This is a genomic window from Pseudomonas avellanae BPIC 631 (assembly GCF_000444135.1).
GTDB classification, from domain to species: Bacteria; Pseudomonadota; Gammaproteobacteria; order Pseudomonadales; family Pseudomonadaceae; genus Aquipseudomonas; species Aquipseudomonas avellanae.
On the sequence record NZ_ATDK01000289.1, the window covers coordinates 1 to 11,970 of the forward strand.

The window sequence follows — 11,970 nt, forward strand, 5'->3', positions numbered from 1 at the left end:
CATTCCAACACATTTGGCAATCAGTTCGTAGCTCGCATCCAAGGGCTGCCACTGTCGATGCTTGAGCCTGCGACCGATAGCCGGGCCGATCGTCTGATGCTGTGCTTACTTTCTGAAACACTTGTGGGAGTTAAGCTACAGACGACGCCTTGTGTCCAGACGTCCTGTCTGGATTTGCTTAAGCGTAGGCCGTCCCCTTAAAACCTACACCCTGGCCATCGCCGCCAACGCAACCGACGTCGCCGCCGTCCGCGTCTCCACCCCCAACTTCACATAGATATGCTCCAGGTGCTTGTTAACCGTCCTGGGGCTCAGTTGCAAAATATCGGCAATGTCCTTGTTGGTCTTGCCGCACGCTACCCAGCGCAGCACGTCGACTTCGCGTTCGGTCAGTTGAAAGCTGCTGGAGAGGCGGGTGTAGGCGGCGGCGTCGTTGATGCCGGGTGGTTGCGAGGTGCTGCGGGCGGATTGCAGGGTGCGTGCGGTGCGCAGGTGGGAGGCGACTCTGGCGATCATTTCGTTGCACTGGATGGGTTTGGTCACGTAATCGATCGCGCCGGCTTCGAAGCCTTCGACGACGTGTTCGCTGTCGGTGAGGGCGGTCATGAACAGTACCGGGATGTTCGAGGCGTCGGGCTGTTGCTTGATTTGCCGGCAGGTCTCGAAGCCGTCCATTCCCGGCATCATGGCGTCGAGCAGGATGAGGTCCGGGCGGCGGCGCTGGATGCGCATCAGGGCGCTGATGCCGTCCAACGCCACCATGACCATGTAGCCCGCTTCGTCCAGCGCATCCGACAGCAGCGCGAGGTTGTCCGGGGTGTCGTCAACGATCAGGATGACGCCTTTGTGGCTGGGTTGGCTAAGGGCGTTCATCAAGCATCTCCTTGAGGTGCAGGCTGAGTTCATCCAGACGAAAACCTTTGGCCAGCGCGCGCAGGTCGGTGACAAAACTGCCGCTCGCGATGTTGCCGCTTTCAATGGCGTCCAGTTTGTTCTGGATGCAGCGCACGTGCCCCAGACCACACAGGGTGTACAGGTCTTCAAGGTCTTCACGCGGCGGCAGGATCCACGGGGTTTTTGTTTCGCTGGCAGTGCGGGGGCGATGTTGCCAATTCAGCGTGAGGTGATGTTTGAGGCGATCCAGCAGGTCGCGCAGGTGCACGGGTTTGGACAGGTAGTCGTGGCCGATGTCGTCGTCGGTGGTTGCGTTGGCGTTGGCCGACAGCACAATAACCGGCGCGTTCGAGCGTGCGTTGCGGCGGATCATGCGAATGGTGGCCCAGCCGTCCATATCCGGCATGGACAGGTCCATCAGTATCAGGTCCGGGTGCAGCAGGGACACCTGGCGAACCGCTTCCATGCCGTTTTCGGCCTGGGCGACGGTGAAGCCCAGCGGCTCAAGCATGCCGCTGATGACCTTGCGGTGCTCGATGTGGTCGTCAACCACCAGCACCAGACGCCGCTCGCCGTCATAGCCGACCACGTCATGATTGACGTCGATCACCGCCTTGGGCACCCGCACTTCCGACAGAAACAGGCGCACCTTGAAGTGCGTGCCTTCGCCTGGCGTGCTGGAAACCGACAGCGCGCCGCCCATCAGCGCGGTCAGCATGCGGGTGATCGTCAGGCCCAGGCCGACGCCGTTGTCATGGCGCGTCTGACCGCCACGCTCGAAGGGTTGGAAGATCCGTTCGATCTGCTCCGGGGCAATGCCTATGCCGGTGTCGACGATGTCGAAAATGGCGGTCTCGCGGCGATAACTGACCCGTAACACCACCTCGCCGCTGTCGGTGAAGTTCACGGCATTGCCCAGCAGGTTGATCAGGATTTGCCGTACCCGTTTCTCGTCTCCGCGCACCACCATGGGCATGCGGCCCTCCAGCTCCAGGCGAAAGCCGAGGTTTTTTTCCTGAGCGGTGCTGGCGAACATCTTTTCCAGGTCGTGGAGGAATTCCTGAAACAGAATCTCGGTGGGCTCAAGCTTCAGTTTTCCTGCCTCGATCTTGGCAACGTCCAGCAACCCGTTGATCAGCGACAGCAAGTGCGAACTGCTGCGCATGATGGTTGCCAGCGGGTCTTGATGATGGGGCGGGGTCGTTGTGTCGCGTTGCAGAATCTGGGTAAAGCCCAAAATGCTGTTCAGGGGCGTGCGAAGTTCATGGGACAGCCCGGTGATGTAGCGACTTTTCGCTGCGTTGGCGGCTTCGGATGCCTCCTTGGCTTTTTGCAGGGCCTGATCGGTTTTTTCGTGAGCTTCGATTTCCTGGATCAGCAGGGAGGTTTGGCGCTCGGACTCTTCCTGCGCCACCCGGCGGCTTTCTCGGGTCAGCACCACCCACCAGGCGAGGACCCCGGCGAACACGCAAACGGTCAAAAACGCTTTCAGGAAGGCCAGCATCAACAGGTGATGGGCCTCTGGCGATTGATCGATCAGGCCATGAGCAACCTGGTTGTAGATCAGCGCCAGCGCCCCCGACGAGCCCGCCACCAGAATGGTCAACAGGCCCAGGTATTGCGCCAGCCGGGTGTGCAGGTAGTGGCGCGGAAAGCGCGGCAGCACCTTGCCGATCAAATCCTCGAACTGCATGGACAGCCGCGCCCGTGGTTTGCACTGGTCCCCGCAACGCGCATCCAGTGAGCAGCACAGCGAACAGATGGGCGTTCGATACGCCGGGCAGTAGGCCATGTCGGGCGTTTCAAAGGCGTTGTTGCACAGGCCGCACAGCAATGATTCCTGCCGTCCTTGCGGGTAGAGCAGGGTGTCGGAGCTGGTGCGGGCGATGTAGTACTTGCCGCCGGTCAGCCAGGCGAGCAGCGGTGCGGTGACCAGCGCGATGGCCAGCGAAATCAAGGGCGGTGCGGCTTGAGCAATGGCGCCGAACAGCCCGAAGTGGGCGCAGAACGACACCAGTGAGGCAATCGACATGGCACCGACGCCCACGGGGTTGATGTCGTAAAGGTGCGCGCGCTTGAACTCGATGTGTTTCGGCGACCAGCCCATCGGCTTGTTGATGACCAGATCCGCGACCAGCGCACCAATCCAGGCAATGGCGACGTTGGCATACAGCCCCAGCACTTGCTCGATGGCATCGAACACGCCGAGCTCCATCAGCACCAGCGCGATGGCCACGTTGAAGACCAGCCAGACCACGCGCCCCGGATGGCTGTGGGTAACGCGGACAAAAAAGTTCGACCAGGCCAGCGAGCCCGCGTAGGCGTTGGTCATGTTGATCTTGATCTGGGAAATGATCACGAACAGGGTCATGGCCGCCAGCGCCCACTCGGGGGAACTGAACACGTACCGGAAGGCGACCAGGTACATCTGCGTCGGCTCGGCAGCGCGCTCAACGGGCACTTCATGTTGCAGGGCGAGAAAGGCCAGGAAGGCTCCGGCCATGATTTTCAGCGCGCCGGGGATCATCCATCCCGGCCCGGCCATGAGCAATGCGGCCCACCAGCGTTTGCGGTTGTGCCGGGTCTTTTCCGGGAGAAAGCGCAGGTAATCGACCTGCTCGCCGATCTGCGTCACCAACGACAGCGCGACGCTGAACGCCGCACCAAAAAACAACAGGTCAAAAGTGCCGCCTTCACCTTCGCGGCCAGAGAAACTCAGCCAGTCGCCGAGGGCTTCGGGGTTTTTCCAGATCACGAACACATAGGGCACCAGCAGCAGCGTCAGCCACAATGGCTGGGACCACATCTGTAATCGGCTGATCAGGGTAACGCCGTAAACCGCCAGCGGGATGACGATGATTGAGCAAATGATGTAGGCCAGCGCAATCGGAATGTGGAAGTACAGCTCCAGCGCCAGGGCCATGATTGCCGCTTCAAGGGCGAAGAACAGAAAGGTGAAGCTGGCGTAGATCAAGGAGGTGATGGTCGAGCCGATGTAGCCGAACCCGGCGCCACGGGTCAGCAGGTCCATGTCGACGCCATAGCGCGCCGCGTAGTAGCTGATCGGCAGGCCGGTCAGGAAGATCACCAGTGCAGTGGCGAGGATGGCCCAGAGGGTATTGGTGAACCCGTAGCTGATCACCAACGCGCCGCCGATGGCCTCGAGTGCCAAAAAGGACACGGCACCAACGGCCGTGTTCGAAATGCGCCATTCCGACCATTTGCGAAACGATTTGGGCGTGAACCTGAGCGCGTAGTCCTCCATTGTTTCGTCGGCGACCAGGCGGTTGTAGTCGCGGCGAATTTTTATGATGCGCTGAGAGCCTGAAGGTCGCACGGTACGTCTCCAGAGGAGGGGTAATAGGTCGTTCGAAGCTCCCTGATCAAACAAACGCTGTACAACAAAAGCCAGCAATATCCATGCCTGCGGCTTGCGCAGGTGCGCAATAATGCCTGCAAATCCGCCCGCTGGCGGTAAGTCAAATGACGTATGCCGCTACGTCATGCTGCGTATACCCGCATCGTGCACGCCGCTTCATGCTGAGCCCACCTCGTGACCAGACGCCAACAGAGCGTCAGTCAGGACTCACTCGCACAGGAGCCGCACCATGGACACAACCCTGAAAAGCGCCACGCGCTCACTTCCCCGACGGCTGGCCCTGGGCACGGCGGCGCTGTCGCTGATTGCCGCCAGCCTCTTTGCTCAGGCAGCCATCGCCGCTGACGCCAATACCACTGGCCTTGCGGTTACCGCGACCGAAGTCACTGTCGGTCAGTTGCACTCGGCCACCGGCACGATGGCGATCTCCGAGACCGGTTCGATTCAGGCCGAGCGCCTGGCGATCGAGCAGATCAACGCCTCGGGCGGCATTCTCGGTCGGCAGATTAAAGTGGTGCAGGAAGATGGTGCGTCCGACTGGCCGACCTTTGCCGAAAAGGCCAGAAAGCTGCTGGTCGGCGACAAGGTAGCGGCGGTGTTTGGCTGCTGGACATCGGCCTCGCGCAAAGCCGTGCTGCCGGTGTTCGAGAAGGAAAACGGGCTTTTGTACTACCCGACGTTCTATGAAGGCCTGGAGCAATCCAAAAACGTGATTTATACCGGCCAGGAAGCGACCCAGCAGATTCTTGCGGGCCTGGACTGGATTGCCAAAGAGAAGGGCGCCAAGACGTTTTACCTGATCGGTTCGGATTACATCTGGCCGCGTACCTCGATGAAGATCGCTCGCAAGCACATTGAAAACGTCCTGCATGGCACGGTGGTCGGCGAGGATTATTACCCGCTGGGCAACACCCAGTTCGGCTCGCTGATCAACAAGGTCAAGCTGAAGAAACCGGATGTGGTGTTCGCCGCCGTGGTCGGTGGCTCCAACGTGGCGTTCTACAAGCAACTCAAGGCCGCCGGTGTGACGTCCACCAAACAGAACCTGCTGACCTTGTCGGTCACCGAAGACGAATTGCTCGGCATCGGCGGCGAAAACATGGAAGGTTTCTTCGCCTCCATGAAGTACTTCCAGAGCCTCGACAACCCTAACAACAAAGCCTTTGTTGACGCGTTCAAGGCTAAATACGGCAAGGATTCGGTGATGGGCGACGTAACCCAGGCTGCCTACCTCGGCCCATGGTTGTGGAAGGCTGCGGTCGAGAAAGCGGGCAGTTTTGATGTGGACAAAGTCGTCGCGGCGTCACCGGGTATCGAGCTCAAAACGGCGCCTGAAGGCTACGTGAAGGTTCACGAAAACCATCACCTGTGGAGCAAGACGCGCATCGGTGAAGTTCAAGCCAATGGCCAGTTCAAAGTGATCTACGAATCCGACCTGATCGAGCCCAACCCTTTCCCGAAAGGCTACCAGTAAGCGCTGCGCAGGGTGGGAGGCAGTCGGCTCCCACCCTGACGGTGTTTCGCCTGCCTTTCTCTTCATTCGGGGACTATCACCATGCAATGGCTATCTGAGTTCGGTGCTATCGCCGCCATGCAAGGGTTCAACGGGCTTTCGGTGTTCTGCGTGCTGCTGCTCATGGCGCTCGGGCTGGCGATCATTTTCGGCCAGATGGGCGTGATCAACATGGCCCACGGCGAGTTTCTGACCGTCGGCGCGTACACCACCTATGTGCTGTCGACGCTGGTGCAGACCTATATGCCGTGGATGCAGCCTTACTACTTTTTCTTCGCCATTGCGCTGTCGTTCGTGGTGGCGGGCTCGATTGGCTGGGTGGTCGAGCGGGTGATGATCAGTCGTCTTTATCACCGGCCGCTGGACACTTTGCTGGCGACCTGGGGGTTGTCGCTGGTGATGCAACAGGCGCTGCGTTCAATCTTCGGTGCCCGTGAGGTCAGCGCCAACCCGCCCGAGTGGCTGATGGGCGCGGTCAGCCTGAGCGACACCATCGAGATCCCGCGCAATGGCCTGTTCGTGATGGCGCTGACCGTGCTGTTGACCGGCGGCATCTTCCTCATGCTGTACCGCACGCGTTGGGGCCTGCATGTAAGGGCAACGGTGCAGAACCGGGTGATGAGCCGCGCCGTGGGGATCAATACCCGCGAAGTGGACCGCATGACCTTCGCGCTGGGTTGCGGCGTGGCGGGTGTGGCGGGCGCAGCGTTTACCACCATCGGCTCCACCGGGCCGACGGCCGGGTCGCTGTATATCGTCGACACGTTTCTGGTGGTGGTCTTCGGCGGTGCGCAAAGCCTGCTGGGCACGATTGCTTCGGCGTTCACCATTGCCCAGACGCAGTCGATTTCCGAGTTTTTCATGAGTGGATCGATGGCCAAGGTGCTGACCCTGTCTGCCGTGATTCTGATTCTGCTGATGCGCCCGCAAGGGTTGTTCTCAAGCAAAGTTCGCAAGTAGAGGTCGCCCGATGAACGCAATAGACAAACTCATGGGCGGACGACAGGGCGTCATTGGCCTGCTGATCCTCGCGGCCCTGATTCTGCTGGTCTTTCCGCTGACCCTGGACGCTTTTCGTCTGAACATGATCGGTAAATACCTGACCTACGCTTTTGTCGCGGTGGGCCTGGTGTTGTGCTGGGGTTACGGCGGGATTCTCAGCCTGGGCCAGGGCGTGTTTTTTGGCCTGGGCGGGTATTGCATGGCGATGTTCCTCAAGCTGGAAGCCAGCGACCCCGAGAGCACGAAAATCCAGTCAACGCCGGGTATTCCCGACTTCATGGACTGGAACCAGATCACCGAACTGCCAGCGTTGTGGGTGCCGTTTCACAGCTTCACGTTCAGCGTCTTCGCCGTGATTGCCGTGCCCGTGCTGCTCGCGTGGATCATCGGCACTGCGCTGTTCAAACGGCGTGTGGGCGATGTGTATTTCTCCATCGTCACTCAGGCCATCGCGCTGATTCTCACGGTGCTGATCATTGGCCAGCAGGGCCTGACCGGAGGCATCAACGGTATTACCGATCTCAAGACGTTGTTGGGCTGGGACATCCGCAGCGATGGCGCCAAATTGGCTCTGTATTTCGTCAATGCGGGCCTGCTGCTGGGCTGCATCCTGATCGGCAAGTTCATTCTGGCTTCCAAGCTGGGTCGCCTGTTGATGGCCATGCGCGACAAGGAAGAGCGTGTGCGGTTTTCGGGCTATGACGTGGCGGGCTTCAAGATATTCGTTTACTGCGTCGCGGCCGGTTTCTCGGCCATCGGCGGGGCCATGTTCGCGCTGCAGGTGGGCTTCATGTCGCCCTCGTTCGTGGGCATCGTGCCGTCTATCGAGATGGTGATATTTGCTGCAGTCGGCGGACGCATGTCGTTGCTCGGCGCGGTGTATGGCTCGTTGCTGGTCAACTACGGGAAAACCTATTTCTCGGAGTCCTTTCCAGAGCTCTGGTTGTACCTGATGGGCGGGTTGTTTATCGCCGTGGTCATGTACTTCCCTGATGGCCTGGCGGGTCTGTGGGAAAGCCACGGGCGCAAGTGGCTGGGGCGCTTCAAGCGCAGTGACAAGCCGGTCGCGCCTGCCATTCCCGGCGCTGGCCACGCACCCGTAAAAAGCGCGCCTGTGAAAAGCAGCGTGGAGACTCAGTCATGAGCCAGCCGACCGCGTTTCACATGCCCAAGCCGGTGCTGGCCATCGAAGGGCTGACCGTGTCTTTCGACGGCTTCAAGGCGGTGGACGATCTCAATCTGTACATCGACCGCAACGAAGTCCGCGTCGTCATCGGGCCCAATGGCGCGGGCAAGACTACCGTGCTCGATTTGATCTGCGGCAAGACCCGCGCCACCAGCGGCAGCATTGAATTCAAGGGCCGTGAGCTCACCCGAATGAAGGAATACGACATCGTGCGTGCCGGTGTGGGTCGCAAGTTCCAGACCCCGTCGATCTACGACAACCTGTCGGTGTTCGAGAACCTGGAAATGTCGTTCCCCAAAGGCCGAACGGTGTTCGGCGCGCTGTTTTTTCAGCGTACCGATGAAGTGGTGGACCGGGTGAATCAGGTGGCTGCAGAGATTTTTCTGGGTGACCTGTTACGCCAGCAGGCAGGGCTGTTGTCCCACGGCCAGAAGCAGTGGCTGGAAATCGGCATGTTGCTGATGCAGGACCCGGAGCTGTTGATGCTCGACGAGCCCGTCGCCGGGATGAGCGTCAGTGAGCGTGCGCAAACTGCCGAGCTGCTCAAGCGGATCAGCCAGGGCCGCTCGGTGCTGGTGATCGAGCACGACATGGAGTTCGTCAAAAGCATCGCGCACAAGGTCACGGTGTTGCATCAGGGCAAGGTGCTTGCCGAGGGCAGCATGGAGTCGGTGCAGAAGAACCCGAAAGTCATCGAAGTCTATCTGGGCCACTGAGGAGCACAGCATGTTTGCGATCAACCAGTTGGCGTGCGGTTACGGCCAGAGCCAGATTCTTCATAACCTGGACTTGAAGGTCGAGAAGCAGGAAATCGTCGCGGTGATGGGCCGCAATGGCATGGGCAAGACCACCCTGTTCAAAAGCCTGATGGGCATATTGCCGCAATGGGGTGGCCAGGTGACAGTTGCCGGCGTCGACATCTCGGCGATGGAAACCCACGCCAGGGTCGAGCATGGCATGGCCTACGTGCCTCAGGGCCGAATGATCTTTCCGGCCATGACGGTACTGGAAAATATCCAGACCGGTCTGCCAGCCTCAGCCAAAGGCAAGGTGCCGGACGACCTCTACGCGCTGTTTCCGGTGCTGTTTGACATGCGCGGGCGACGCGGCGGCAACCTGTCCGGTGGGCAGCAACAACAGTTGGCCATCGCTCGTGCACTGGCGACCAAACCCAAGGTTCTGCTGCTGGACGAGCCCACCGAAGGCATTCAGCCGTCGATCATCAAGGACATCGCCCGCACGCTCAAAGAGATCCGTTCCCTGCATGACCTGACCATCGTTGTGTCCGAGCAGGTGCTGTCGTTCACCCTGGAAATCGCCGACCGGTTTCTGGTGATCGAGAAGGGCCGGTTTGTCGTCGAGGAAAGCCGGGTCAATGTCGATGAGGCGACGATCAGTCGTTACCTGTCGGTTTAGGCCTGACCTTACGTTTTATGACTTGAAACACCGTTATCGCGGGCCTGCGCGTTGTCTGTCGCGCAAGGCCCAAGGCATCCGCTTGCCCGCGATAAGCCACATTCCCGAGAAAGGAGATACGCCATGACCGAAGTTCTGATCAAAGTCGACCTCAATCAGCCTGTGACTGAAAACGAGCAGATCCACAACCGCTGGCACCCGGATATCCCCATGGCGTGCTGGGTCAAGCCCGGTGAAGACTTCATTCTGGAAACCTACGACTGGACCGCCGGGGCCATCAAGAACAACGACGATGCCAGCGATGTGCGCGACGTCGATCTTTCGACGGTCCATTACCTGTCCGGCCCGGTGGGTGTGCACGGCGCAGAGCCCGGCGACCTGTTGGTGGTCGACTTGCTGGACATCGGTGCTCGGGCTGATTCGCAGTGGGGCTTCAACGGCTTCTTTTCCAGGCAGAACGGCGGAGGGTTTCTCACCGACCACTTTCCGATGGCTCAGAAGGCGATCTGGGACTTCAAGGGCATGATGACCAGTTCGCGGCACATTCCCGGTGTCGAGTTTGCCGGTTTGATCCATCCGGGGCTGATCGGCTGTCTGCCGGACCACAAGATGCTCGCCGAGTGGAACCGTCGCGAGCAGGAGCTGATCGATACCGACCCTGGGCGCGTGCCGCCGCTGGCCAACCCGCCGCACGCCAAAACTGCGCACTTGGGCAAGATGAAAGGCGGGCCCGAGCGTGACCTGGCTGCTGCCACCGGCGCGCGCACCGTGCCGCCCCGCGAACACGGCGGTAACTGCGACATCAAGGATTTGTCCCGTGGTTCCAAGGTGTTTTTTCCGGTGTACGTGGACGGTGCCGGTTTGTCGGTGGGCGATCTGCACTTCAGCCAGGGCGACGGCGAGATCACTTTTTGCGGTGCCATTGAAATGGCCGGCTGGGTGCACATGCGCGTCGAGCTGATCAAGGGCGGCATGGCCAAGTACGGGATCAAGAACCCGGTGTTCAAACCCAGCCCGATCGTGCCGACCTACAACAAGTACCTGATCTTCGAGGGCATCTCGGTCGATGAATCGGGCCAGCAGCACTACCTGGACGTCAACGTCGCCTATCGACAGGCGTGCCTCAACGCCATCAACTACATGACCAAGTTCGGCTACTCGCCCGCGCAGGGCTACGCGCTGCTGGGTTCGGCACCGGTGCAAGGCCATATCAGCGGCATCGTCGATATTCCCAATGCCTGCGCCACGCTCTGGCTGCCGACCGAGATCTTCAAGTTCGATATCAACCCGAACGCCGACGGCCCGACCCGCTTTATCGACGGCAGCATCGACTTGCCGATTGCGCCCGACAAGTAATCGCCCGCCCGGGATCGTTCTGGTGGCGGCTATTTATAAGTGGCTTTCACCAGAACGAGCGAACGATATTGGCCTTGCCGACGAGTGTTTTTTCGGAGAACTGTGTATGCCCATGTACGAATACGATTGCCCCGAGTGTGGCTACTTCACGGCCCTGCGCCCAATGGCCGAGAGTGCGCTGCCTTGCGATTGCCCGGTCTGCGAAGTCTCCAGCATGCGGGTGATATTGTCAGCGCCCGGTCTGGCGACCATGGCGGGTAATACCCGAAGCGCCATCGCCGCCAATGAACGCAGTGCCCATGCGCCTAAAACCGTGGCGGAGTACCAAGACAGCAAGCGTCATCCAAAAGGCTGCGGGTGCTGTGGGCCTGCCAAAGCGGTGCAACCGACCAAGGCAAACCCGCATGCCCTCAAAGGGAAGGCTGCGGGCAGGCCGTGGATGATCAGCCACTGAGGGCTGCTCTTCAACTGACGCATTTAATAATGCCAGTTGATAAATATTTTTTTGGCGGAATGTTGCTATCTGTTTTTTGCAGATTGATGTGCGCGCCCGGCCATCACTCAATTCGCACGGCCACTTACTCGGGCGATGGCGTCCGGGTCGCCCATCAATCGCAGCATGCGCAGCCATGCATCCATCAGGTCGCTGGTGACCGCTGCCACGGAGAACCCGGCGTTGTTCTTGGCGTGGCTGACAGGTTTGGGCAGGTCGGCGAACAGCGTGGACAACACGGTCGGGTCAAGTGTCAGGCTGACCGCAAGGTAAGGCTCCCCAGAAGCGGAGGGATGCACCGAGCCCACTGCCGGCAGTTCGATGGACATGACGAAATAGGTCGCCGGGTCATATCTCAGCGTCCGGTTACCGACCGTCATGCTTTTGCTGCCTTGCAGGATCACGTTGATCATCGGGTCATACACCGCGGCCAGCAGGTGCTCCGGGATCTTGCCCTGAACCATTGCCACGCGCGGGATGCCGGTTTCGGTGCGGCGATTTTCAGCCCCCGCCGCGAGCGACCGGAGTTCATTCAGTTGTTTTTCCATGCGCAGCATGCTGAGGGCGAAGCAGCACGGCGCGCAAGCGAAAAGCAGAAACGGGCAGGTTTGGAGCAGGAACGGGTACGACCCTCACTAGTGTACTGTTTTCGAAAAAATCAGCCACCAACTAACGGAAAATTCAAATCTTATCAATAGCTTAGCTTGCAGATCGCAAAGATCGGAAGAGCG

General features: G+C 59.9%; 9 protein-coding genes and 1 pseudogene. 7 read left to right on the forward strand and 3 right to left on the reverse strand.

Annotation, left to right across the window (positions count from 1 at the left end; all coding sequences use genetic code 11):
* Positions 1 to 204: 204 nt before the first annotated feature.
* Together DW49_RS0117430 and DW49_RS0117435 are read right to left on the reverse strand one after the other, a co-directional pair.
* The gene (locus tag DW49_RS0117430; protein WP_005619914.1) at positions 205 to 873 is read right to left on the reverse strand and encodes a response regulator; all 669 of its coding nucleotides are present in this window, start codon (positions 871 to 873) and stop codon (positions 205 to 207) included.
* The gene (locus DW49_RS0117435) at positions 860 to 4,231 is read right to left on the reverse strand and encodes a hybrid sensor histidine kinase/response regulator (protein ID WP_005619912.1); all 3,372 of its coding nucleotides are present in this window, start codon (positions 4,229 to 4,231) and stop codon (positions 860 to 862) included. The genes DW49_RS0117430 and DW49_RS0117435 overlap by 14 nt, the downstream gene beginning before the upstream one ends.
* Before the next feature lie 271 nt (positions 4,232 to 4,502).
* Between DW49_RS0117435 and urtA the strand changes: the two genes are divergently transcribed.
* From urtA to DW49_RS0117470, 7 genes are all read left to right on the forward strand, one after another.
* Complete coding sequence (urtA, locus tag DW49_RS0117440) at positions 4,503 to 5,747, forward strand: urea ABC transporter substrate-binding protein (protein ID WP_005619911.1); 1,245 nt, start codon at positions 4,503 to 4,505, stop codon at positions 5,745 to 5,747.
* An 81-nt stretch (positions 5,748 to 5,828) separates the two neighbouring features.
* Entirely contained in the window at positions 5,829 to 6,746 is a 918-nt protein-coding gene (urtB, locus tag DW49_RS0117445) for an urea ABC transporter permease subunit UrtB (protein WP_024420540.1), read from the forward strand.
* A 10-nt stretch (positions 6,747 to 6,756) separates the two neighbouring features.
* On the forward strand, positions 6,757 to 7,932 hold the full coding sequence (gene urtC / locus DW49_RS0117450) for an urea ABC transporter permease subunit UrtC (protein ID WP_024420539.1): 1,176 nt from the start codon (positions 6,757 to 6,759) through the stop codon (positions 7,930 to 7,932).
* Positions 7,929 to 8,690: an urea ABC transporter ATP-binding protein UrtD gene (urtD, locus tag DW49_RS0117455; protein WP_005619907.1), complete on the forward strand. Its 762-nt coding sequence runs from the start codon at positions 7,929 to 7,931 to the stop codon at positions 8,688 to 8,690. Before urtC ends, urtD begins: the two co-directional genes overlap by 4 nt.
* A gap of 10 nt (positions 8,691 to 8,700) precedes the next feature.
* Complete coding sequence (gene urtE, locus DW49_RS0117460) at positions 8,701 to 9,390, forward strand: urea ABC transporter ATP-binding subunit UrtE (RefSeq protein ID WP_005619905.1); 690 nt, start codon at positions 8,701 to 8,703, stop codon at positions 9,388 to 9,390.
* 123 nt (positions 9,391 to 9,513) lie between these two features.
* Positions 9,514 to 10,746, forward strand: a complete 1,233-nt coding sequence (gene fmdA, locus DW49_RS0117465; RefSeq protein ID WP_005619903.1) for a formamidase — start codon at positions 9,514 to 9,516, stop codon at positions 10,744 to 10,746.
* Positions 10,747 to 10,852: 106 nt separating this feature from the next.
* Positions 10,853 to 11,200 carry an FmdB family zinc ribbon protein gene (locus DW49_RS0117470; protein WP_005619902.1) on the forward strand — a complete coding sequence of 116 codons (348 nt, stop codon included), beginning with the start codon at positions 10,853 to 10,855 and terminating at the stop codon, positions 11,198 to 11,200.
* 122 nt (positions 11,201 to 11,322) lie between these two features.
* Here the strand turns inward: DW49_RS0117470 and DW49_RS0117475 are convergent.
* Positions 11,323 to 11,787 (reverse strand): annotated as a pseudogene (locus DW49_RS0117475) (AraC family transcriptional regulator); the annotation flags it as partial.
* Positions 11,788 to 11,970: the final 183 nt, after the last annotated feature.